This window comes from Akkermansia sp., from assembly GCF_020860705.1.
Lineage (GTDB): Bacteria > Verrucomicrobiota > Verrucomicrobiia > Verrucomicrobiales > Akkermansiaceae > Akkermansia.
In genome coordinates this window covers 57472-80402 of sequence record NZ_JAJBTT010000044.1, presented here as the reverse complement: position 1 = coordinate 80402, position 22931 = coordinate 57472, and the positions used below count along the sequence as shown (strand labels likewise).

The window sequence follows — 22931 nt, the reverse complement described above, 5'->3', positions numbered from 1 at the left end:
CAAGGGTGTTGAAGATGGTTATTTATATTTTTTGATGGCCGGGTCCTGATAGCGTTCAGCTCCCTTCTTCCCGTCGTCGCCGGAAGGTTTCAAGGTCCATCTGCAGGAGTCCGAATACGTCTTTCCGCCCATCGCAGCCGTGGCCATAATGGTATTGACGCCGGGCTTGAGGGTCACTTCGGGCCAGACCGCGCGCTTGAATTCATCCGGCTTGACGCTGCCCACGGCCTTTCCGTTGACAGTCAGCTTCACGGAAGGAGCGTTGCTGTATACCTTCACGGGCACCGTCTTTTCCGTGCGTTCCGCAAACCTGCGGGACGTGATGTAAACGGTCGGCTGGGGGCTCCAGTTGGCCTTGTAGAAGAAATAGGCGTCCTTGGGCGTCTTGCGGTCATAGGTCACCAGCCCCTTGTCATTGATGCCGGGGTTTTCCCCTTCAAAACGGCCTGCGGAACCGAAGTCAAACATGTTCCAGACGAAGGAACCCCATACTTCAGGGCGCTCCTTGATGCACCTGTAATTGATTTCATGGGCATGAGACTGCCATTCCTCCGGATGCCAGAACCCGGTGGGCGACGGACGTCCGGCCGGATTTTCATGCATGCCCACGCTGGCGCCATGGCCGTATTCGCTGATGGCGATGCCCATTTTGCCGCCGTAATCCCTGATGAAACCGTTCAGGTTGCCCTTCATCGTTTCAGGGCCGCCGCCGTACCAGCCGGGATAACTGTTGAACGCGATGTGGTCGGGAATATTGTTCAGCTTCCTGCGGCCGGGCTGGTTGCTGGCCCCCACCGTCATGCGGGTGGGATCCGTCTCCTTCACAAACTTGTTCAATTCCACCAGCTCCGCCTCCATGTCCACCCCCTTGGTGGAAGCCTCCGCCTGATGGCCGATTTCATTGAAAATGCCCCACATGCAGATGGAGGGATGATTCCAGTGCTGGTAAATCATTTCCCTGGCCTGGAGACGGTTGTTTTCGCGGAATTCGGGGGTGTTCCTCACCAGGTTGACGTTGGGCACTTCTGACCAGACGATCAGCCCCGCCCTGTCGCACAGGTCGTAAATGTTGGCAGAGGCGGGATAGTGGGCCGTTCTCAGCCCATCCGCCCCCATGTCCGCAATCATCTTGATATCCCGCATTTCATCTTCCGGGGAAAGCGCCCAGCCCTTGCCCTTCACGTCCTGGTGGCGGCTGACACCCTTGACCTGCATGGTCCTGCCATTCAGGACAAAGCCCTCCTTGGGATTGATGGAAACGGTCCTGAGCCCCAGAGGCTGCACCATTTCATCCGTCTGGCCGTCCGCCGTTCTGATGGAAGTCTTCACCTGGTAGAGGTAGGGATTCCTGGTGGCATTCCAAAGCACGGGATTGGCGATCGCCAGCGTCACGGGAACTTCCATGTTTTTCTTTTCTCCGGGAGAAGCCTTGACCGTCTTTCCGGCCACCTTCCTGCCCTTCATGTCCAGAATTTCCACGGCCACGCTCACCTCTCCCGCCTTCCCGGCCGAATTCAGAAGGGTCTTTACCTCCACTTCCGCGCGGGACTTGTCCAGGGACTTCGTGGTGATGAAGACGCCGGGGGAAGCGTAAAAGAGGGGATCAATGCAGACGCCGTCCGTCTCAATCAGCTCTATGGGCCGGTACAGGCCGCCGAACATGGAAAAATCTCCGCGCTGGGGAGCGATATGCTCCCGTTGCGTATTATCCACCAGAATGGAGACCGTATTGGCTCCATTGTTCAGGAGAGGAGTGATTTCATAACAGAATGCCGTGAACGCCCCTTCATGTTTGCCCGCAGGCTTTCCGTTCACGGAAACCTCGGAAACGATGCTGGCTCCCTCCCCGCGGATGAAATACCTCTTGCCCGGTTTTGGAGTCACCGGAAGAGTGCGGGAATAAACGGCGGGACCACGTTGGTAAACATCGCTGTTGACGGATTTGGCATCCCCCTTCTTCCCGTTCACACCGTCAGCGGCATCAGACGCGTTCCAGGTGTGGGGGACCGTCACTTTCTCGGCGGGACTCCCATTAAAGCTGTAATTCCAGGAGCCGGTCAGGGGATAGACCTCACGGGCATCAGCCGCCAGGATGGAACCCAGCGCACAGCACAAGCCGATGCACGATACATTGAATGAGTGGATTCTGATGTTCACGGTATAGCAGTACAGTCTATCTCATACGTTCAGGCATGTAAATTACTTTCATCCTGCGGAATCTTTTTTTCCTCGCCCGATTTCATATTTATTGCTAAAAACAGGATATTCTTCACATTGATATTCAAAGATTATAAACCTTCTTTCTAACATTTTCGGTTCATGAACCACCAGAAACTTTAAATTTCCGATCGGATCAAAGAAAACGTAAGTAACAACATATCCTTGACGGTTACGCGTTTTCCGATGGAAAGCATAAGTTTTCTTTACTATAAGGATGGCCTTTTTCATTAAAACCGTGTTTAGACAAACACGATGAATGAGTATGAGAAAAGCACCGAACACAAATAAGTTGAAATACGTAGGAGCCGCACTCCTGGAAGGGGAATCAGTAACCCTGATCCAGGCTGCAAGGCTGGTACTGGAAATCAAGGAAGCCCTGGGAGATGAAATCTGCACCATTACCCGGTGCAGAGAAGTCGTTTCCCTGGGACTGAACGCCATCAAAAACAAACACCATACCGTCAGCTTCGGCACGGCGGCCGTGGAATGCCTGCGTTCCAAGAGCCACCGCCGTCCCCGAACGCTGACGGACATCAGGAGCATCATCCACAAGCTCAAGAAGAGCAACCCGGAACTGGAGAAGACATCCCTCAGAAACCTCAGCGTGGAGGAGTGCCAGAACATCCTGATGACTACCTTCACCACGTCCCGGCAGCGGCACAAGGCGCGGCTGATCCTGAGCGGCATCTTCTCCTTCTCCGTCAAGCGCGGCTGGTGCGATGAAAACCCCATCCTCCGCGTAGACACCCCCTTCCTGAAAGAACAGGAAATTCCAGCGCTCGCGCTGAAGGAGATAACGCTGCTGCTCAAAACATGCATGGATGAGTTCGACGGAGGCTGCGTAGCGGGAGCGGCCCTGATGATTTTTGCGGGCATCCGCCCGCAGGAAGTGGAACGCCTGCTCTGGGAGAACATCGCCATCCGGGACGGCTGCGTCATCCTGAACTCCAAGCACACCAAGACCGGAGGAGCCAGGCACGTCACCATCCTGCCCGTGCTTGCCAAATGGCTCAAATTCTGCCGGGACAAGACCAAGCCTACCCCCACCACGCCCATATGCCCCAAGGGCTGGACGATCAAATGGCGCAAAATCCGCAAAAAAGCAGGCTGGGGCGGCAGAAAAAAATCATGGGTTCCGGACTGCCTGCGGCATACCTACGCCAGCTATCACGCCAAGCATTTCAAGGATTACAACCTGCTGCAAATGGAAATGGGGCACCGCTCCTCTTCCCTGCTCCGCACGCGCTACCTGAACATGAAGGGAATCTCCCCGCAGACGGCCAACCGCTTCTGGAACCTGACGCCGGCCAAGGTCATTGCGGAAACGACCCCGCCGGAAGAACCGCCGATGCCGTAATCCGCAAGAAAGAAACATCCGGAAAACCGGAGGCGTCTTCCATTCCCGGGCGCAGAAAAAGGGCAGTTTTTACAACTCGTAGTAAGTGTATCCATTCAAGCCGGAACGGAATACTTCCAGGGCCCTCCGGCGCTGGGACGGAGATATTTTCCCATTGGCCACCGCCTGTTCCGCAAACGTGCGGAACTTGTTGATCAGCTCCTTGGGATCATATTCCACGTAGGAAAGGACGTCTGCCACCGTATCTCCTTCCACTTCATGCGTATATACGGGGCGGCCGCCTTCCAGGTGCACGCCCACCACGTTCGTATCCCCCAGCAGGTTGTGCAGGTCCCCCAGGGTTTCCTGATAGGCCCCTACCAGAAACACGCCGATGTAATAATCTTCCTCACCGGGCTTGATGGCATGCAGGGGGAGGGCGGTAGCCACATCCTCACGGTCAATGAAATGGTCTATCTTTCCGTCACAGTCGCAGGTGATGTCCGCCAGCACGGCCTTGTTCGTGGGCCGTTCATTCAGGCGGTGCAGAGGCATCACGGGGAAAAGCTGGCGGATCGCCCAGGAATCCGGCAGGGACTGGAACAGGGAAAAATTGCCGTAATAGAAGTCCACCATGGAGCAGGAAAGCTCCCGAAGGTCTTCCGGAATGGTTTCCATCTCCGCCAGCATGCGGGAAATGCGGCTGAGGATGTGCCAGTAATAGGCCTCTCCCAGCCCGCGCTGCCGCAGGGTAGCGTTCCCGTAAAAGAACTGGGCGCGCAGCTGGTCCCGGTAATAGCAGGCGTCATTGTAGCACTCCTGCATATTCTTCCTGGCCAAGGTCCGGTCCGTATCCGCAAAGGCCTTCAGCAGCTCCGGGGCATCCTCCGGCAATTCGGGCGGAGGTTCCTCCCCCGGAGCGCTGGTCACATCCAGCACGTTGAATACCAGCACGGAATAATAGGCCACCACGGCCCGGCCGGATTCCGTCACCAGCGTGGGATGCGGTACTTCATACTTGGTGCACATGTCCCCCACCACTTCCACCACGTCACGGGCGAACTCCGCAATGGAATAATTGCAGGAAGAATGGAAATTCGTCTTGGAGCCGTCATAATCCACGGCCAGCCCCCCGCCCATGTCCAGCGTGCCCAGCGGCGCGCCTTCCTTCACCAGGTCCACATAAATGCGAGCGGCTTCCGTCAGCCCTTCACGCACCACGGAAATGTTAGGAATCTGGGAACCCTGATGGTAATGAAGCAGTTTCAGGCAGTCCAGGGCTTCCACCTGCTTGAGCTTGTCCACCACCTCCACCACCTGGGCGGCGTTCAGGCCAAAGACGGACTTGTCCCCAGCGGATTCCTGCCACAGGCCGGACCCCTTGGCCGCCAGCTTGATGCGCACGCCCAGGTTGGGGCGGATGTCCATCTTCCTGGCGCGGTCCAGGATGGCGTCCAGTTCTGACGGCATTTCCAGGACAATGAAAATATTCAGCCCCATCTTCTGGGCCGTCAGCGCCAGGTCAATAAACTCGTCATCCTTGTATCCGTTGCAGATCAGGTACGCGTTCGGGTTGTGCATGTGCGCCATGGCCGCAATCAGCTCCGGCTTGGAACCGGCTTCCAGGCCGTAGTCGTACTTGGTGCCGAACTCCGCAATCTCTTCCACCACCTGGCGCTGCTGGTTCACCTTGATGGGATACACGCCCTGGTACTTGCCCTGGTAATCCGCCTCCTTGATCGCCTTGCGGAAGCTCTCGTTCAGCTCCGCAATGCGGCTGCGCAGCAGGTCGCGGAACCGGAACAAAACGGGAACGGTGGTGCCCCGCTCCTTCAATCCTTCCAGCAGGTCGCACAGGCTGATGTCTTTCTTGCCGCCGTCCTCGTCGTTCAGGCGCACGGTAACCTCCCCTTTCTTGTTGATCCGGAAGTAACCGTTGCCCCAGTCGTCAATACCGTATAAATCAGCGGAATCATGATGACTCCACCCGCGGACTTTCTGCTTGATGCCTTCTTTAGCTGCTGCCATGTCAATCTGTCTGGTCAAATGTTCTAGCCCAGGCGGGCTTCAAAATCTTCATAGGAAAAACGGCGCACCGTCTCCACGGAGCCGTCCTTCTTCTGAACGGCGATGTCCGGATGGCGCACGCCGTTGAAAAATGTAGTCTTTACCATGGTATAATGCGCCATGTCGTCAAAAACAAGTTCGTCGCCCGCGGCAAGGGGTTCCGGGAAGGAATAATCCCCCAGCCGGTCTCCCGCCAGGCAGGTGGGCGCGCCCAGGCGGTACGTATGGGCGTTTTCCCCGGCATTCCCCGCCAGAGCATAGCTTTCCCCCTCCATCCGGACGGCGGGCTGCTGCCCGGAACGGAGGGAGGCGTCCCTGACGATCTGGAACACGTCCGGGCGGTAGGGCATTTCCAGCGTATCCGGCATGTGGGCGGAAGCGGAAACATCCAGAATGGCATGCTCCACCCCTTCCGAAGAAAAAATGTCCAGCACCCTGCACCGGAGCACCCCCGTATGAATGGCGGCCGCTTCCCCCGGTTCCAGCCATACGTCCACGCCGTAGCGTTCACGAATGGCGCGGACGAGCTCCACCAGCAGATTCCTGTCATAGCCTGGCTGGGTAATCCAGTGGCCCCCCCCCATGTTCAGCCACGTAATCTCCGGACGGGATAGGATATGGCCGAAGAGCCGTTCCACCGCCCCAAGCGTAGCCGCCAGGTCCTCCGCGCCCTGCTCGCACAGGGTATGGAAATGAAGGCCGGAAATACCGGACAAATCCGCACCCTGCATCATGTCCGGCGTAACGCCCAGCCGGGAGCCGGGAGCACAGGGGTCATACAGGGGCGTATGGCCGGTGGAAAGCCGGGGATTGACGCGCAGGCCGCACTTCAATTCTCCGGAAAGAAAGCGGGGATGCCGCATCACCTCCCCGCGGAAGCGGTCCCACTGTGTCAGGCTGTTAAAATCAAGGTGGTCGGAAATCTCCGCCAGCTCCGCCACTTCCTCCGGAGCGTACGCCGGAGAATACGTCAGCACGTGCTTTCCAAACCTGCGCCGGGCCAGCCGTGCCTCCCACAGGCCGGACGCACAGCAGCCGTCCAGCCAGGGACGCAGAACGTCAAAACAGGGCCAGCAGGAAAAACCTTTCAGGGCCAGTACCACACGGCACCCGGCGGCATCCGCCACGTCCCTCAGGATAAGGGCGTTGCGTTCCAAGGCAGACTGGCTGATGACGAAGGCGGACATGAAGCAACCACAACCTAAGCGATTCAGAACGATTTGCGAGACAAATTTCAGTAATTCCCCATCATACCCTCAAGGCAAGACACACAAAAGGATTCCGCCACGGGCGCACGGTTGCCTGATGAAACGGAAACGTCAAAAAACGCCACAAATCGACACTTCCTGCATTCTTTTCCTTGAAATGGGATGTGTTTTCCTCTTTTATAACATAACCATTGCGATTGCCATGACTAACATTCATCCCTTCACAACCACAGCAGCCTGCATCCTGACCGCCGGGGCAGCGCTCTTCACCAGCTCTTGCCAACCTACCTCTCCCGAGAGCTACGCCCGTCAATTCGCTACCGCCCAGAACGTTTCCGTACACGGGTACAACGGCCGTGAAACGCTGACCAGCAGGGTTTACGCCGACTGGGGCGTCATGCCGGCCAATGCGCGCCGCGCCATGGAGGAATACATCAAGGGGGCAGAATGGAAAACCATGGACTACATCCGTCCGCAATACTTCATCCAGGTGGACCGCTCCTTCTGGGCGCTCTGCATTGACAATGACGGCAACCTGGTGGGCATTATTCCCTTCCGCAACGGCAGAGACGCACGCAAGATGTCCGTCAACAACCACTTCAAGATGCTGGTCAACACGACGGACCGGGCTCCCGCCCTGGGCTATGCCATCCTGAAAAATCTGGCTTATGCGGACGGCCTCCGCGTCAGCACCCGCAAGGCTGACGGCCTGAGCACGCCCGTTCCGGTACCTCCGGCGGTGAAGGTGGTCGTTCCTCCCAAGGAAGCCGCCCCGGCAGCCGGCGCCGCCAAGCCCGCAGCCGCTCCTTCACCGAAACCTGAGGCTACCGATGAAACGCCTGCTGACGACGCAGACGCCACCGGTACGGATGAAACGCCCGCCGCGGACACCACCACGGAAGGCGGGGAAGACGCCACGGCAACGGACAGCGCCGCTTCCGACGACTTTTAAAATACCCTCCCCTTCCGGGGATAGGATCTGACAACACGTCAAACCAGGACCGTCCCGCAGGAAAAATCCTGCGGGACGGTTTTTTTCATGCTTCCCGGGCGCCCCGTTTCAGGGAATACCCCGGACCTCAAAGGAGGGAGGGGAAAAGTCATTTACCCCGCGTTCCTTTCACGGAGGAGGGGGGTAGGAAAACGGCTTCCCTTGAAAAAACGTCCTCATGCCCCGGACAGGCGGGAATACCCCCTCGTCACACCTCTCTCTTCAAACAAACGACAGCGGCCCCATCCAGCCGGGCACGCTTCCCTTCCCGGCAGAAACGGAACTTCCGGAACACGGGCTAAAATACACGCCGCGCCTGCAGGAAAAAGGCATGCCTCCCTCCCCATATCCGGGAACCGGGAGGCATGCCCACAGCCAAATGAAAAAACGCCGCTGAGGGAAATTACTTTTTGGCGCCTTTTACCTCATCAGGCCAGGGGACCATACTGCCCGCAGGGGCGCCCAGCTCATTATCCTTCTTATAAGTAGGCATCAGGGCCTTCCTCTCCCGGAGCAGCTTGCCCATCATGGAAGCCATTTCCTTCACTTTCTTCGGTTCCGCGGAAGCCAGATTCTTCTTTTCGCTGATATCCTTCCGCAGATTGTACAATTCAAAACTCTGGTCCCCGTGGCGGTAAATCAACTTCCAGTCTCCCCGGCGCAGTGCGGTGGAAGAGCCGTACTGCCGCGCCTCACGACTGCCTTCCCCCCAGTTGTTGGGCTGGTGGAACAGAAGAGGGCGGTCGGCGGGGAAGTGCGCCCCTTTCAGCAGGGGTACCAGGCTGAGGCCGTCCAGCTTCTGCGGCGTTTTCAAATTCCTGCATCCCGCCATATCCAGCAGCGTGGGCAGAAAATCATCAATGATGACCGGCACGGAGCACCGGGAACCTCCCTTGGTGACGCCCGGCCAGGAAACGATCATCGGCTCGCGGATGCCGCCCTCCATGCAGCCTCCCTTGCCAAAGGCAAGCGGGTAATTGGAATCCACGTTGCCAAGCCTTCCGGAGAGGGCCAGTCCCCCGTTGTCAGACATGAACACCAACACCGTATTTTTATCCAGATTGTTGTCCTTCAGGTACTTCAGAACGTCTCCCAGACTCTTGTCCATTCCTTCGATCAGACCGGAGTAATGTTTTTCCTTCTGGGACCACGGGTGGCCGTCCTGCGGGTCCTTGTAGGCATCCGCAAACCTCTTGTCATAGGCACGTTCATCCAGCGGGGAATGAAGGGCATACTGGGCCAGGTAGAGGTAGAAGGGCTTGCCCGCTTCCTTGGGATTGTTTCTGATGGCGTCCAGCCTCTTGATGGCCTCCTGGGTCAGTGCTTCCGTCAGGAACACATCATCCTGGTAATAGTTGTTTTCATCCAGTCCGCGCACATGGTTGAATCCGGTTCCATAATGCTTGGCTCCGCGGTAATCCGCCGGATGCCCGATTTCCGTACCGGCAATATTGTAGTCAAACCCCATGTTCAGCGGGTTGGAGCCCGGCGTTCCCTGCGTGCCGAAATGGGCCTTTCCGCAGTGAACCGTCACGTAGCCGCACTTTTTCAGCAGCTGGGGCAGCGTGGCCGCCGTGGCAAAGGGACGGGTCATGTTGTAGTGCATGTCCTCCCCGGAAATGGGGCGCTTCGTCACTCCCTTGGCGGGCGTTCCGAGCGGTTGAAGGCCGTTGAGGGCCCAGTCAGGCGGCTGGAGATTCTTGTTATTCTGGTCTGTCGTCTGGTTTTGCAGCCTGACCCAGTTGGTCACGCGATGCCGTGCCGGATTCATGCCGGACATCAGGCTCACGCGCGACGGCGTGCAGAGGGGGTGTGCATAGGCATCCGTAAACATCATGCCCTGGGAGGCCAGCTTCTCCATGTTCGGCGTACGGTAACGCTTGTTCAGGAAAGTCTTTATGGGCTTGCCCTGTTCATCCGTCCAGAACGGCAGGGACGTATCCTGCCAGCCCATGTCATCCACCAGGAACACAATGATATTGGGTTTTGCGCCGGAAGAGGGCTGGGCGTCAGGCCGGGCATGAGAAACGCCCGGCAGGGAGAGGAAGCCGCACGCGGCGGCCAAAAGGCAGGCAGTGAACTTCATGGTCATCATTATTTATATGGTCAGTAAAATCCTTTCAACCTAAAAATACGCCCAGACAATCTCTGGTCTTTCCCCTTTTTTCCATAAAATGACTTCCTGCCCCGGGAAGCGCTGAAAGCACCTGTCCGCCGCCGGGTTTAGGCTTGATTGGCCTGCGGGTGGAGTATACATTCCTCCCCATCATGTCCGAGCGCAAGAAACCATATCCCTTTGACGTTTTTGAACCCAAGTGGCAGCAGATCTGGGACGAAAGGAAGACCTTTAAAGTAAACAACCCCGGGGATGAGGGCTTTGACGCGTCCAAACCCAAGTACTATGTGCTGGACATGTTCCCCTACCCCAGCGGCGCAGGGCTGCACGTGGGCCATCCGGAAGGGTACACCGCCACGGACATCGTAGCGCGTTTCAAGCGTATGAACGGCTTCAACGTGCTTCACCCCATGGGCTGGGACTCCTTCGGCCTCCCGGCGGAGCAATACGCCATTAAGACCGGGCAGCATCCGTCCGTGACCACGTTCAGGAACATTGACAACTTCCGCCGCCAGCTCAAGATGCTGGGCTTTTCCTATGACTGGGACCGTGAAATCGCCACGACGGACCACGAATACGTGCGCTGGACTCAATGGATCTTTCTGCGGCTTTACAACTCCTATTATAACAAGGAACTGAAAAAGGCGCGCCCCGTCTCCGAACTGGAAGCCCAGGGAATGAGCCGGGAGGAAATCGACCAGCGCCGCCTGGCCTACGTGGCGGAGGCGGCCGTCAACTGGTCCCCGGACCTGGGCACCGTGCTTGCCAATGAGGAAGTGGAGGAATGGAAATCCAAGGGGCACCATGTGGAACGCCGCCCCCTGCGCCAGTGGATGCTGCGCATCACGGATTACGCGGAACGCCTGATTGACGAACTGGAGCCCCTGGACTGGCCGGAATCCATCAAGCTGCTTCAACGCAACTGGATAGGCAAATCGGAAGGGGCCGAGGTGGACTTCACCCTGGGCGGTGAAACCATCACCGTTTACACCACGCGCCCGGACACCCTCTTTGGAGCCACGTACATGGTTCTCTCCCCGGAACACCCGCTGGTGGACTCCATCACCACGCCGGAACAGAAGGAAGCCGTGGAACAATACCGCAGCCAGTGCGCCACCAAGAGCGACCTGGAACGCACGGACCTGTCCAAGGAAAAAACGGGCGTTTTCACCGGCGCCCATGCCGTCAATCCCGTCAACGGAGAACAGGTACCCGTCTGGATTGCAGATTACGTGCTGATGGGCTACGGAACCGGAGCCATCATGGCCGTTCCTGCCCACGACGAACGCGACTTCGCCTTTGCCCAGGTCTTTAAACTCCCTGTCCTGCAGGTGGTTCAGCCTCCCAGTGAAGACATGGACTGGCGCGGATTCTGCGGCTATGAGGGAACCAGCGTGAACTCCGGCTTCCTGACCGGCCTGCCTACCCCGGAAGCCAAGGAAAAAATGATCCTCTGGCTGGAAGAAAACGGCAAAGGCCGCCGCAAGGTCAACTACAAGCTGCGCGACTGGCTCTTCTCCCGCCAGCGTTACTGGGGGGAACCCTTCCCCATCGTCTGGGAAGACGGCCGCCACCGCGCCCTGCCGGAAGAAGAACTCCCCCTGCTCCAGCCGGACCTGGACGACTTTGCCCCCACCGGGGACCCCCGCGGCCCACTGGTCAAGGCCACGGAATGGATTGCCTATACGCCCACGGCCCACCGTGAAACGAACACAATGCCCCAGTGGGCCGGCTCCTGCTGGTACTACCTGCGCTACCTGGACCCGAAAAACACCCAGCGCTTCGTCAGCCGTGACGCGGAACAATACTGGATGGGCTCCACCGGCAACCCCGGCGGCGTGGACCTATACGTGGGCGGCACGGAACACGCTGTGCTCCACCTGCTTTATGCCCGTTTCTGGCACAAGGTCCTCTTTGACCTGGGCCTCCTCACCACGAACGAGCCGTTCCAGAAGCTCATCAACCAAGGGCTGATCCTGGGAGAAGACGGGCAGAAAATGTCCAAATCCCGCGGCAACGTCGTCAACCCGGACGACATCGTCCGCGAATACGGCGCGGACGCCCTGCGCATGTATGAAATGTTCATGGGCCCCCTCAAGGACGTAAAACCCTGGGCCACCAAGGGGGTGGAAGGCATCTCCCGCTTCCTGGCCCGCGTCTGGCGCGTGGCCTTCCGGGAAAACCAGGAAGGCGAATGGGAAATCAATCCCAAGCTTGCGGCGGACGTACCGGAAGCCGTCGTGCTGCCCGTGCGCAAGGAACTGCACAAGACCATCAGGAAGGTGACGGACGACATCAACGACATGTCCTTCAATACCGCCATCGCCAAAATGATGGAATGCACCAACGCCATGACCTCTGCAGACGTAGTGGACGTGCAGGATTACGACACCTTCCTGACGCTGTTGAATCCCTTTGCCCCGCACATCACGGAAGAAATCCACAGCCGCCTGCAGGAACGCTTCCCCTCCCTGGCGGAAACGCAGCTCTGCCAGAAAAACTGGCCTGTCTGTGATGAAGCCCTGCTGGTGGAAAACACGGTTCCCATCGTCATCCAGGTAAACGGCAAACTGAGGGACAAACTGGAAGTGCCCAAGGACATCTCCCGTGAAGAACTGGAAAAACTGGCCCTGGCCTCTGCAAAGGTGAAAGTCTTCCTGGACGGCGTTACCGTGCGGAAGGTCATCGTCGTGCCCGGCCGCCTGGTCAACATCGTCGCCAACTAAAATCCCCGGAAAGGAACACAAGCCCATGACCATGATTGCCCCGTCCCTGCTGGCAGCAGATTTCACCCGCATTGGGGAGGAAGCGCGCCGCGCTTTTGACTCCGGTGCCGACTGGCTGCACCTGGACATCATGGACGGCCATTTTGTGGACAACATCTCCTTTGGTCCGGAAATCTGCGCCGCCGTCAGAAAAGCGGTGGGACCGGACCGCTTTCTGGATGCTCACCTGATGATCGAGCGGCCGGACCACTACTTTGATCGCTTCGTAAAAGCCGGAGTGGACCTCATCTGCTTTCATGTGGAACTGGGAGACCCCTACTACATAACCGAGACCCTCAGGCGCATCCGGAAAGCCGGGGTGAAAAACGGCCTGGCCCTCAATCCGGCCACCCCTTTTGAGGCGGTCGTTCCCTTCCTGAGAAACATAGATCTGCTGCTGGTCATGTCCGTGGTGCCGGGCTTTGGAGGGCAATCTTTCATGCCCTCCGTGCTGGAGAAGGTAGAAAAAGCGGCGGAATGGCGTGCGGAATACCAGGCCCCTTTCCTGATCCAGATGGACGGGGGAATAGGCAGGGACAATGCCGCCCAATGCGCCCTGGCCGGGGCGGACGTGCTGGTGGCAGGCTCCTCCACCTTCAAGGCGCCGGATATGGCCCGCGCCATTGCGGAAATGAAATAACCTTGCCGGCAGCGCCAACGTCTGCCCGGTTAGTTATCCCGAAACATTAAAAAATCCGGCATTCCCGAAGGAGTGCCGGATTTTTTCACTCGTCAAACCGTGCTCAGGCTCTGCGGCGGCGGTGAAGCCTGCATTTTTATACACATCCCCCATATCTACGCCATCAGTTGCCTAGCTGAATATCAACCTGTCAACGGATTTATAATCTGGCGACCATGCCATTTACACTCCCGGGATATCTGCACTAAACAACTTTACCCATCATATCTCCCTGACGGGCAAACATTTCCATACCTTCTTCCGTTTTTTCCAACAGATCGGAAGCGAGCTTGATTCTGCCCGGTTCAAAGAAGCACATCACGGTGGAACCGCCGAACGCAAAATATCCCTTCTCCGCCCCTCTTGGGGCAAATTCTCCCGGAACATACGTCTCTTCAATAAAACCCACGCCGGTGGCGCCCACCTCCAGCATGGCGACCTGTCCCCAGGAATCCGACTGGATAAGCGTCAGATTCCGCTTGTTTGTCCAAAGCCATGAAAGTGTCCTGCTCAAACAATAAGGGGATACGCTGGCCAAAGGACCTCCCATTCTCCTCCACCTGCCGGGAATACCGGAAACGGGAAAATGAAAACGGTGGTAATCCGTAGGGCACAGGCGCGACAAGACCACCGCCCCTTCCGCATACCGTTCAGCCAACTCCACGCTGCCCAGAAGAGTCGGCAGGTCAAAGCTCTGCCCTTTCACAAAAACGCCGCTGATGCGGTCGGCGCGCTCCCAGCCCATGTGCCGGGCATCCGCCGGGAAAACAGCCGTTTCCTCCCCTCCGGCGAGGGGGCGTGCGCCCGGCTTCAGGCGTCGGTAGAAAAAATCGTTGAAATGCTTGAATTCACCCATCCCCTTGAGGGACTCCTCCATATTGATCCCGTACTCTTCCACAAAGGCGGGAATGGACCGCGCACTGGAAGGCCGGTTCTTCAGCCACCCCAGCAGGGAGGAAAACACGCCGCGCTTGATCAGGACATGCAGAGCAGCCCTTCCCGTGGAAGTGCCGTAAATCCATTGCAGGTACTTTTCTCCCAGCACCTGCTCCCGTTCTTCCCTGCCCGTGTAGCGGTTGTAATAGCGTATACCCTCCATGAAGCGCCTAGAGTGTCGTCCGCTTCCCATTTTGTCCAGCCGAAAGACGCTCTCTGCTATCCTATCTCCCTTTCCTGCGCCCCCGTGCATCATCATCCACGGAGGGAGGTGCTCCTGCCGCTGCACGGTCATACCATACCCGTGCCAGATTGGCATCCTGGGGAACTCCGTTGCCGTGTTCATAGGAGGCGGCCAGCAGATACTGGGCATCCTTTTCATCCTCTTCCGCCGCCTTCCGCAGCCAATGCATGAACAAATCCCCGTTCTTCTCCACCAGTCCTCCCTCCCGGTACTCCAGCGCCAGGTCAAACATGGCCTCAGGACTGCCCAGTTCCGCCGCACACTGCAGCCAATGCAGAGCTTGAGTGTCCTCCCTCTCCACGCCCAGGCCTTCATGAAAACACTGGTACAGATAAAAGGCGGCAACACTGCTCCCTTCCTCCGCCTCCTGCTTCAAGCCGGGTAGTGCCTTATGGAACCACTCCTTCGCCCGGTCAGGATCCTTCTTCACGTCGTTCCCCTCCTGGTAAATGCGTCCCAGGCGGAACTGGGCTTCGGGATGGCCGGCTTTCGCCTCCCGGGCTATTCGCCGCTTCCATTTCTCCAGAGACTTTTTCAACCTCTCGCTTTTCCACTTCAACGCCACCAGAAAAATAACCGCCACCAGCACCATCAGCAAAATAGGAGCCCACTCCAAAAAATCATTCAACCAGTCTATGTGCATGTTATCTTTATATTGGATCACCTCAACCTCCTCCAACACCAACTGTGAACACGGAAAAATGCACCATGCCACAGGAAACATCCGTATACAGCTTCCCTTTCTTGACTACACTACCCGGTAAACAACTCAACTCTCATCTTAAAAAACATTTAACACCATGATTCATCAACAGAAAAACCCTCACCATCCCCAAACCAGAAAAGACAACTGAATCATCCATCCTACGCATCCGTGAGGATGCGACGCAAGAGCTGGGAACCCCCGTTGCAACCCCGTTGGTTTCAATCCACGCATCCGTGAGGATGCGACGGATGGAGTGGACAGCGCCCAGTACAATTTCGCCGTTTCAATCCACGCATCCGTGAGGATGCGACTTGCAATAATACATTGGTCCATCTTGTGTTGGAGCGTTTCAATCCACGCATCCGTGAGGATGCGACCTGAGGGTCTGGCTCCGGGTCGGCATCAAGGTTGTTTCAATCCACGCATCCGTGAGGATGCGACTGTGCATCCATGTAGGCGCGCATGTCGTGGTACAGTTTCAATCCACGCATCCGTGAGGATGCGACTGAGCGCCCTGGCCGTGCTGGTGATGGATGCCTTGTTTCAATCCACGCATCCGTGAGGATGCGACGGTTTGACCATACCATTACACGCTTTTGATTATGGGTTTCAATCCACGCATCCGTGAGGATGCGACAGAGCATGCTGGGGACTTCCACGAGCCAGTTTGCGTTTCAATCCACGCATCCGTGAGGATGCGACCCGTGGTGCCGGGCAGTGCGTTCGGGTTTTCCCGGTTTCAATCCACGCATCCGTGAGGATGCGACAGCGCACTACAAATTCACCTATAACTTCATCGTCGTTTCAATCCACGCATCCGTGAGGATGCGACAATTAAACACTCCCAAGCCGTATTAAAGGCCGTTGTTTCAATCCACGCATCCGTGAGGATGCGACCGCGCCGGAAAACCGCGCAGGACTGGATATGATTGTTTCAATCCACGCATCCGTGAGGATGCGACAGCAGACAGCCATCCATCAACTGTTTTTTTAGATGTTTCAATCCACGCATCCGTGAGGATGCGACCAATCTCTTCACGGGCGCCCACCTTTTCTTTAAGGTTTCAATCCACGCATCCGTGAGGATGCGACAGCATTTGCCACGACCTACCTTGAGCCTGCGCTGGTTTCAATCCACGCATCCGTGAGGATGCGACCTCACAGCCAACGCGCTTCCGTTTGATGACTGTGGTTTCAATCCACGCATCCGTGAGGATGCGACAAATTAAGCCTAAAGCCACCCTGAAGATTGAGGCGTTTCAATCCACGCATCCGTGAGGATGCGACTCTATCCTGACTTGGAAAACCTGGCAAAAGGATTGTTTCAATCCACGCATCCGTGAGGATGCGACGGCCTGAAGCATACGGATTGAGTATCAAGCGTGTAACAAGGGTTTTGCGCCAACCTGTTTCAAAAGCCGGATACTGTCAGGCCCAATCATGGGTAATTTTTTGTCAATATGCGTTTCCCAATAGCTTACAAGAAGCGCCGATCTCCCGGGAATTTCCTGTGAGCCTGGGGTTGGCGCAAGGCGGCATCAGACACAGCAACTTTCCAGGGCATCCTCCTCTTTCCCGTGTTCCGTCCGGCTTGCACCCAACTTATTCATTGATGCTAGCCGTTCCTCCCCGTTGCGTCCAGCAACATCTTCACCGTTCCCCAAATGATGCCGCCCCATATGACTCCGGTAAAACCGGGGCCTGTGAAAAGACGCCCTTTCGGGAGGATAGACATTCCCTTATTGATGCAAACCGTCCCGGGCCCGTTCTCCCTCTCCCATGCAAAAGGAGCCGCCCTTACGGACGGCTCCAATCAATAGGTGAATAACCGAAATCCTGTCTCCCTTACAGGGCCGTCGGGATTTCCTTGCCCAGTTCGGACGCCTTTTTGGCGGAGCCGTCCCCGGCAATACGTTCCAGAATCACGTCCTTGTAGCTCATGCCGCCCAGAATGATCGGCAGCACGTGCACGTCATGGGGAACCATCACGTCCAGCACGTACGCTTCCGGGGATTCAATCATGCGGGTGATCGCCTCCGGGAGTTCTTCTATGCGGAGCACACGCTCACATTTGACGCCGAATCCGGCGCAGATGAGCGGGTAGTTCGGGTAAATAACGTCTTCCGTCTTATGGGTTGGATCATAGTGGTCGTGCGGGTCCGCCAGGAAGGTCTGGGCCCGGTTGGAGTCATATTTCAGGTCTTCCCACTGCACCACCATGCCCAGGTGCTGGTTGTTCAGAATAATGCATTTGACGGGCAGGCGCTCCACGTGAATGGTAGCCAGCTCCTGAATGTTCATGAGCATGGAGCCGTCCCCGTCAATGTTCACCACCAGCTTGTCCGGACAGGCCAGGCATACGCCCATGGCGGCGGGAAGGCCGTAGCCCATGGTTCCCAGCCCACCGGAGGTAGCCAAACGCCTGGGCTTGTCAAATTTGAAGAATTGGGCGGCGAACATCTGGTGCTGGCCCACGCCCGTGCAAATGATGGGGTCCTTGTCCGCCGTCTGGCGGTAGAGTTCCTCAATGACGGCCTGCGGGGAGATGTACCCCTTGCGGTCTTCATAGGAGAAGGGATACTGCGCCTTCCAGCCTTCAATCACGCCAAACCATTCCGGAGTGCGGGTGAAGCCGGAGGATTTGCGGTCCCAGCCTTTCGCGGCCAGGGCGGCGTTAAGAACCTTCAGAGCGTCTTTCACGTTCGCGCGGATGGGATGCGCCACCTTTTTATTTTTGTTGATTTCACTGGCGTCAATGTCAATGTGGACGATGGTGGCGTCCGGGCAGAACATGTTGACGGCTCCAGTCACGCGGTCGTCAAACCGGGCGCCCAGGGCGATCACCAGATCAGCCTCATTCACGGCGTTGTTGGCAAACACGGCTCCGTGCATGCCCAGCCAGCGCAGGGAGAGGGGGTGGGTTTCCGGCATGGCGCCAATGCCCATCAGGGTGGTCGCCACGGGAATCTGGGAGCGTTCCGCAAATTCCAGCAGGTCCGCGGAGGCTTCCGCAGAGATGATGCCGCCACCTGCGTAAATGACGGGACGGCTGGCGTTTTCAATCAGCGGAATAAGTTCTTCCAGCTTTTCCGTGGGAACGGGCAGCACCGGATTGTAGCCGGGGAGATCCATTTCCATCTCGAAGTCCGGGGTGAACACGGCTTCCTGCACGTCCTTGGGCATGTCAATCACCACCGGACCGGGACGGCCGGTGGAGGCGATGTAAAAGGCTTCCTTGATGATGCGGGGCAGTTCTTCCGGTTCCGTCACCAGATAGCTGTGCTTCACGATGGGGGCGGTCATGCCGAACACGTCCGTTTCCTGGAATGCGCCGCGGCCGATCAGGGAACGCATGACCTGCGCCGTAATCGCCACCAGCGGGGTGGAGTCCAGATAGGCGTCCGCAATGGAGGTGATCATGTTGGTGGCGCCGGGGCCGGAAGTGGAGATACAGACGCCCACCTTGCCCGTGACACGGCCGTAGCCTTCCGCGCCGAACGCGCCGCCCTGTTCATGGCGGGGCAGGATGGTCCGGATTTTGGGCTGATGGCTCAGGGCCTGGTGAATCGGCATACTGGCGCCGCCGGGATAGGCAAAGACGACGTCTACACCTTCACGCACGAGGCATTCCACGAGCACTTCGGCTCCTGTCATGCGGGTTTTCGTCGGGGCGGATGATGTTTTGTCGTTTGTGCTCATGTGCAAATAATATTTTATTTGTTCAATAGGAGAAAAGGTTCTAGCGCATTCCGCGCGCAATGTGAAGCCTTTTCATCGAATACAGGGCGTATCCTGGCAGGAGGAAGGCCCGGAAAGCGGGCCCCGTGCAAAAACCCCGGCAGGGAATCATTCCAAAGACGCCCGGCGGACCTGCACGCAGTCCATTCCGGCGGCGGCGGCGGCCTTGATGCCGGGCACAGCATCTTCAAAAACCACGCAGCGGCCGGGAGCCGCCCCCAGCAGTTCCGCCGCTTTCAGGAACATGTCCGGCGCGGGCTTTCCATGCTCCACGTCTTCCGGCGTCAGAATCACGTCAAAAAGGTCCGAAAGGCCGGCGGCGGACAGCGTCCGGGAGGCTCCGGGAATAGCGCTTCCCGTGGCGATGGCCTTGGGGGCGTCTCCCAGGGAATGGACGAATTCCACTACTTCCCGGATGGGCTGCATGCCTTCCTCCTCCAGCATTTCCAGATAAATGCGGCGCTTGTCCGCGGCCGTCGCCGCAGCATCCATCACCAGACCATAGCGGCCGTTCAAAAAGTGCACTACGTCGTTGGCGGATTTGCCGCCGCAGGAATAGAATTCCTCTTCACCAAATACGGATTCCGGAGCGCCTGCGCGGCTCAGGGCTTTCCGCCATGCCCTGTAATGGAGAGGCATGCTGTCCACCAGGGTCCCGTCCAGATCAAAAATATATCCTTCATATTTTTTTTCAGGCAAATCCACGCGTTTCTTCATAACGGCGGCATTCATGCCACAAACCTTTTTTCCGGTAAAGCCCGCAGTCTGCCCGCACTTAGGAGGAATGCCTTAAAAAATATATCCAGAGCTTGACATTTTGTCCTGTTATTCTAATGTTTTTGCCACCTCGAAACGGAAACCGAACCTTTTTTAGAACATGGCCAATACCAAATCCGCACTCAAGCGCATCCGCCAGACCGCAACCCGCACCGCCCGCAACCGCGCGGTGTCCTCCAAGCTGAAAACCCTCCGCAAGAAGATTGCCACTGCGGTGGAAACGTCTGACAAGGAAGCCGCTACCGCTGCCTACAACACTTTCTCCTCCGCCGTTGACAAGGCCGCCAAGGTGGGCACCATTCCCGCCAACCGCGCTGCCAACTACAAGAGCAAGGCCGCCAAGGCCATCGCAAAAATCGCCTAAGTTTTAACTTCGGTTTTCTGACGATCTTTATGGCAAGCCGCTCTGTTCTGCTGAGCGGCTTGTTTTATTTTCCCCCTCCCATGCAGCAATCCCGCCTGGATAAAGCCAAACTGATCATTGACCGCCCCGGCGACTTCAAGGTTTGCGAAGCCTGCGGCTCCATCGTATCCCTGACTACCGCGGTATGCCCCAACTGCAACGCCTACCGTTTTGATTCCAATACGGAGTACGTGGTGGAACAAGCCGTGTTGCTCGCCTCCCGGGAACAGCGTTCCGTTACTCCGGAAGATCTGGAAAGTTAGGGAACCCCGGCCGGGCGGCCCCGCGCTGCCTCCCTCTTTCCACGGTCTTATCCTCCACTCCGTTCCCACAAAAAGCGGCGGACGCTTTCCGATCTGGAAGGTCTGGAAGGAGCAACCCCTTTTCCCGCACTGGCTGGACAGCAGGCACACTGCTACTTGCGCAGATCCGCAATCCGCAGGATGGTCGCCTCAATCAGGTTGGCCGGGCATGAAGCACCCGCTGTTATCCCCACTTTCAGGGATTTGCCCAGATTCTGAACCACGGGTTCCGTGGTCATTCGGCGGACTTCCCGCGTCTTCGTGTCAAACGCGTCCACATACTGGATGGATTGGATGCATTCCGCGGATTCAATGAAATACGTGGGTACATGCTCCTTGGCAATGTCCACTAGGTGCGTGGTGTTGGAACTGTTGTAGCCGCCCACCACGAACATGACGTCCAGGGGGTTTTTCAACAGCTCGTACAGAGCGTCCTGACGGTCCTGGGTGGCGCCGCAAATGGTATCGAATACATAGAAATTATCATCGTCCCCATCCCTCTGGACAATGGCATCCTTCACCATTTTCTGGAGCGTCTGCGTCTCCGTCTTCAGCATGGTGGTCTGGTTGGCGATGCCTACTTCCTCCAGGTCCCGGTCCGGGTCAAAGCCGGGGGAATGGGAGCCTTCAAACCGTTTCAGGAACGCCTCCCGGTCTCCGCAGCCCAGAATATAGTCACACAGGATGCGGACATCCTCCAGGTCATAAACCACCAGGTATTTTCCCTTCCCGCGTTCCCCCAGGGCCCGGGAAGCCGTCGCGCTGGTTTCCTCATGGGTGGCCTTGCCGTGAATGATGGAGGTAATCCCCATGGCGGCGTAGTTTTTCACCCTTTTCCAGACCTTCATCACGTCCCCGCAGGTAGTATCCACAATTTGCACCCCCTTTTCTTCCAGCGCATCCATGAAGGGGGTGGGAACGCCAAAGGCGGGGATGATCACCACGTCGTCCGCGGCAATCCGGTCATAGGAGGAATCCAGCTGCTTCCAGGGGAGCTTTTGAATGCCCATCTCCTCCAGCTGCCGGTTCACTTCCGGATTGTGAATGATGTCCCCGATCAGGTAAATCCTCCGGTCAGGGAATACCCTGCGGGCTGCATATGCTATGTCAATGGCACGCCGCACGCCGTTGCAGAATCCAAACTCCCGGGCCAGGAAAAATTCCGTATGGCCCAGGTTGTACACATTGCCTGCAGACCGTATATGGGAAATCAATTCACTCTGGTAATGCTGCTGGATTTCCTTTTCCACCTGCTCCATTACCTCGGCTCGTCTCACATTCACTCTGGCTTTGCGGGTTGAGTCCTGATTCATGCTCCCAGCTTCCACACTTTCCTTCTTTCGTCAAGACAATCACAGCTTGCCTTCCGCGGCTTTTCACGGTATGCACAGGCCCATGCTGCTGGCGCTGGCCCCCATGAAAGATGTGACGGATCTGGCCTTTCTCAAGACGTTGAAGGACTTGAATTCCCTGCCGGATTATTTCATCACGGAGTATTTCAGGACGGTGGCCCATCATAAAAAGATGTCGCCCCATATCATGCGTTCCATTGATGAGAATCCCACGGAGCGCCCCATTTACGGCCAGCTGGTGGGGCATGAGCCGGAATACCTGGTGAGGGACGCGCTGAATCTGATGAAGCACGCCTGCGCAGGGGTGAACCTGAACATGGGCTGTCCCGCCCCCATGGTGTGCAGGAGGAATGCCGGCGGAGGCATGCTGCGCTCCCTGAAAGCCATGGACGCAGCCCTGGGGGCGCTCCGTGACGCACTTCCCGCCGGAGCTTTCACGGTCAAGTGCCGCCTGGGGTACGAGATTCCGGATGAGTTTGAACGCATTCTTCCCGTGATCGCCGCCCATTCTCCGGACAGGGTGTGCATCCACGCCCGCACCGTCCGGGAAGGCTACCGATCCCCAGTCCACCCGGAGTGGGTAAAATGGGCCGCGGAAGTCCTGGACTGCCCCGTAGTCGCCAACGGCAATATCGTGGATGCGGCCACGGCGGACGCCTGGGTGCGGCTGTCCCGGCCAGCGGGCTTGATGATCGGGCGCGCGGCCCTGCGCAATCCATGGATATTTTCCCAGCTTCACGCGCGTTTCCAGGGCCTCCCTACTGCTGCGCCCACCTTCCGGGACGTGCTGCACTACATCCGCCGCCTTCATGAACGCACGCTGGAAATGCAGGAACATTACGAGGAGGAGAAACACATCCACCACATGAAAAAATACCTGGTTTATACCGCTCGGGGCCTTCCGGATGGATTTGACCACCAGATGAAGAGGGCCAGAACCTCCCGCGATTTCATGCACCTTTGCGAGGACATGCTGGATAACGACACCCCCTTTTCCCTCACGCCGCCGGAAGACACCCACCTGTTCGCCCATTTCAATACCCTTCTTACCCAAGACGAAGCTTGTCTGCCGCCCGGAATTCAGGTATGAA

General features: G+C 57.5%; 17 protein-coding genes and 1 CRISPR repeat array. Of the genes, 7 read left to right on the top strand and 10 right to left on the bottom strand.

Annotation, left to right across the window (positions count from 1 at the left end; genetic code table 11):
• Positions 1-18: 18 nt before the first annotated feature.
• Both LIO64_RS10495 and LIO64_RS10490 read right to left on the bottom strand, forming a co-directional pair.
• On the bottom strand, positions 19-2157 hold the full coding sequence (locus LIO64_RS10495) for a glycoside hydrolase family 2 TIM barrel-domain containing protein (protein ID WP_290549396.1): 2139 nt from the start codon (positions 2155-2157) through the stop codon (positions 19-21).
• 48 nt (positions 2158-2205) lie between these two features.
• Positions 2206-2448 (bottom strand): hypothetical protein, encoded by a 243-nt coding sequence (locus tag LIO64_RS10490; RefSeq protein ID WP_290549395.1) that lies wholly within the window; start codon positions 2446-2448, stop codon positions 2206-2208.
• Between the two features lie 34 nt (positions 2449-2482).
• Between LIO64_RS10490 and LIO64_RS10485 the strand changes: the two genes are divergently transcribed.
• Positions 2483-3577, top strand: a complete 1095-nt coding sequence (locus LIO64_RS10485; RefSeq protein ID WP_290549394.1) for a site-specific integrase — start codon at positions 2483-2485, stop codon at positions 3575-3577.
• 69 nt (positions 3578-3646) lie between these two features.
• On the opposite strand, the gene speA is transcribed toward LIO64_RS10485, so the two are convergent.
• On the bottom strand, positions 3647-5584 hold the full coding sequence (gene speA / locus LIO64_RS10480; RefSeq protein ID WP_290549393.1) for a biosynthetic arginine decarboxylase: 1938 nt from the start codon (positions 5582-5584) through the stop codon (positions 3647-3649).
• A gap of 23 nt (positions 5585-5607) precedes the next feature.
• Positions 5608-6810 carry a carboxynorspermidine decarboxylase gene (gene nspC, locus LIO64_RS10475; protein ID WP_290549392.1) on the bottom strand — a complete coding sequence of 401 codons (1203 nt, stop codon included), beginning with the start codon at positions 6808-6810 and terminating at the stop codon, positions 5608-5610.
• A 223-nt stretch (positions 6811-7033) separates the two neighbouring features.
• Here nspC and LIO64_RS10470 point away from each other — a divergent pair, with 223 nt between their 5' ends.
• Positions 7034-7783 carry a hypothetical protein gene (locus tag LIO64_RS10470; RefSeq protein ID WP_290549391.1) on the top strand — a complete coding sequence of 250 codons (750 nt, stop codon included), beginning with the start codon at positions 7034-7036 and terminating at the stop codon, positions 7781-7783.
• A 442-nt stretch (positions 7784-8225) separates the two neighbouring features.
• Here the strand turns inward: LIO64_RS10470 and LIO64_RS10465 are convergent, their stop codons facing one another.
• Positions 8226-9908: a sulfatase gene (locus LIO64_RS10465; RefSeq protein ID WP_290549390.1), complete on the bottom strand. Its 1683-nt coding sequence runs from the start codon at positions 9906-9908 to the stop codon at positions 8226-8228.
• Positions 9909-10090: 182 nt separating this feature from the next.
• Between LIO64_RS10465 and leuS the strand changes: the two genes are divergently transcribed.
• Together leuS and rpe are read left to right on the top strand one after the other, a co-directional pair.
• Positions 10091-12664 (top strand): leucine--tRNA ligase, encoded by a 2574-nt coding sequence (gene leuS / locus LIO64_RS10460; protein WP_290549389.1) that lies wholly within the window; start codon positions 10091-10093, stop codon positions 12662-12664.
• A 25-nt stretch (positions 12665-12689) separates the two neighbouring features.
• Positions 12690-13343 carry a ribulose-phosphate 3-epimerase gene (gene rpe, locus LIO64_RS10455; protein WP_290549388.1) on the top strand — a complete coding sequence of 218 codons (654 nt, stop codon included), beginning with the start codon at positions 12690-12692 and terminating at the stop codon, positions 13341-13343.
• A 244-nt stretch (positions 13344-13587) separates the two neighbouring features.
• Here the strand turns inward: rpe and LIO64_RS10450 are convergent, their stop codons facing one another.
• The 4 genes from LIO64_RS10450 to LIO64_RS10435 form a co-directional block, all read right to left on the bottom strand.
• A complete protein-coding gene (locus LIO64_RS10450) occupies positions 13588-14481 on the bottom strand; it encodes a phosphatidylserine decarboxylase (RefSeq protein ID WP_290549387.1) in 894 nt (297 codons plus the stop codon).
• Between the two features lie 61 nt (positions 14482-14542).
• The gene (locus LIO64_RS10445; RefSeq protein ID WP_290549386.1) at positions 14543-15205 is read right to left on the bottom strand and encodes a tetratricopeptide repeat protein; all 663 of its coding nucleotides are present in this window, start codon (positions 15203-15205) and stop codon (positions 14543-14545) included.
• A 213-nt stretch (positions 15206-15418) separates the two neighbouring features.
• Positions 15419-16620: direct repeats of the CRISPR family, unit length 31 nt; unit sequence GTTTCAATCCACGCATCCGTGAGGATGCGAC.
• A gap of 493 nt (positions 16621-17113) precedes the next feature.
• Positions 17114-18922, bottom strand: coding sequence for a biosynthetic-type acetolactate synthase large subunit (gene ilvB / locus LIO64_RS10440; protein ID WP_290549385.1), 1809 nt, complete (start codon positions 18920-18922; stop codon positions 17114-17116).
• A gap of 192 nt (positions 18923-19114) precedes the next feature.
• Positions 19115-19738, bottom strand: coding sequence for an HAD family phosphatase (locus tag LIO64_RS10435; RefSeq protein ID WP_290549384.1), 624 nt, complete (start codon positions 19736-19738; stop codon positions 19115-19117).
• A 145-nt stretch (positions 19739-19883) separates the two neighbouring features.
• On the opposite strand from LIO64_RS10435, the gene rpsT reads away from it, so the two are divergent.
• Both rpsT and LIO64_RS10425 read left to right on the top strand, forming a co-directional pair.
• Positions 19884-20147, top strand: coding sequence for a 30S ribosomal protein S20 (rpsT, locus tag LIO64_RS10430; protein ID WP_290549383.1), 264 nt, complete (start codon positions 19884-19886; stop codon positions 20145-20147).
• Between the two features lie 80 nt (positions 20148-20227).
• The gene (locus LIO64_RS10425) at positions 20228-20449 is read left to right on the top strand and encodes a hypothetical protein (RefSeq protein WP_290549382.1); all 222 of its coding nucleotides are present in this window, start codon (positions 20228-20230) and stop codon (positions 20447-20449) included.
• A 152-nt stretch (positions 20450-20601) separates the two neighbouring features.
• Here LIO64_RS10425 and LIO64_RS10420 read toward each other — a convergent pair whose 3' ends face one another.
• Complete coding sequence (locus LIO64_RS10420) at positions 20602-21801, bottom strand: 4-hydroxy-3-methylbut-2-enyl diphosphate reductase (RefSeq protein WP_290549381.1); 1200 nt, start codon at positions 21799-21801, stop codon at positions 20602-20604.
• Positions 21802-21871: 70 nt separating this feature from the next.
• Here LIO64_RS10420 and LIO64_RS10415 point away from each other — a divergent pair, with 70 nt between their 5' ends.
• On the top strand, positions 21872-22930 hold the full coding sequence (locus tag LIO64_RS10415; protein ID WP_290549380.1) for a tRNA-dihydrouridine synthase: 1059 nt from the start codon (positions 21872-21874) through the stop codon (positions 22928-22930).
• Position 22931 lies beyond the last annotated feature (1 nt).

Bases quoted from the DNA above. Each gene is read 5' to 3' on its own strand.
- ilvB (WP_290549385.1), bottom strand. From the start codon at position 18,922: ATGACAGGAGCCGAAGTGCTCGTGGAATGCCTCGTGCGTGAAGGTGTA.
- LIO64_RS10450 (WP_290549387.1), bottom strand. From the start codon at position 14,481: ATGGAGGGTATACGCTATTACAACCGCTACACGGGCAGGGAAGAACGG.
- LIO64_RS10490 (WP_290549395.1), bottom strand. From the start codon at position 2,448: ATGAAAAAGGCCATCCTTATAGTAAAGAAAACTTATGCTTTCCATCGG.
- LIO64_RS10465 (WP_290549390.1), bottom strand. From the start codon at position 9,908: ATGAAGTTCACTGCCTGCCTTTTGGCCGCCGCGTGCGGCTTCCTCTCC.
- LIO64_RS10485 (WP_290549394.1), top strand. From the start codon at position 2,483: ATGAGAAAAGCACCGAACACAAATAAGTTGAAATACGTAGGAGCCGCA.
- rpe (WP_290549388.1), top strand. From the start codon at position 12,690: ATGACCATGATTGCCCCGTCCCTGCTGGCAGCAGATTTCACCCGCATT.
- LIO64_RS10445 (WP_290549386.1), bottom strand. From the start codon at position 15,205: ATGCACATAGACTGGTTGAATGATTTTTTGGAGTGGGCTCCTATTTTG.
- rpsT (WP_290549383.1), top strand. From the start codon at position 19,884: ATGGCCAATACCAAATCCGCACTCAAGCGCATCCGCCAGACCGCAACC.
- speA (WP_290549393.1), bottom strand. From the start codon at position 5,584: ATGGCAGCAGCTAAAGAAGGCATCAAGCAGAAAGTCCGCGGGTGGAGT.
- LIO64_RS10470 (WP_290549391.1), top strand. From the start codon at position 7,034: ATGACTAACATTCATCCCTTCACAACCACAGCAGCCTGCATCCTGACC.
- nspC (WP_290549392.1), bottom strand. From the start codon at position 6,810: ATGTCCGCCTTCGTCATCAGCCAGTCTGCCTTGGAACGCAACGCCCTT.
- LIO64_RS10415 (WP_290549380.1), top strand. From the start codon at position 21,872: ATGCACAGGCCCATGCTGCTGGCGCTGGCCCCCATGAAAGATGTGACG.
- LIO64_RS10435 (WP_290549384.1), bottom strand. From the start codon at position 19,738: ATGAATGCCGCCGTTATGAAGAAACGCGTGGATTTGCCTGAAAAAAAA.
- LIO64_RS10420 (WP_290549381.1), bottom strand. From the start codon at position 21,801: ATGAATCAGGACTCAACCCGCAAAGCCAGAGTGAATGTGAGACGAGCC.
- leuS (WP_290549389.1), top strand. From the start codon at position 10,091: ATGTCCGAGCGCAAGAAACCATATCCCTTTGACGTTTTTGAACCCAAG.
- LIO64_RS10425 (WP_290549382.1), top strand. From the start codon at position 20,228: ATGCAGCAATCCCGCCTGGATAAAGCCAAACTGATCATTGACCGCCCC.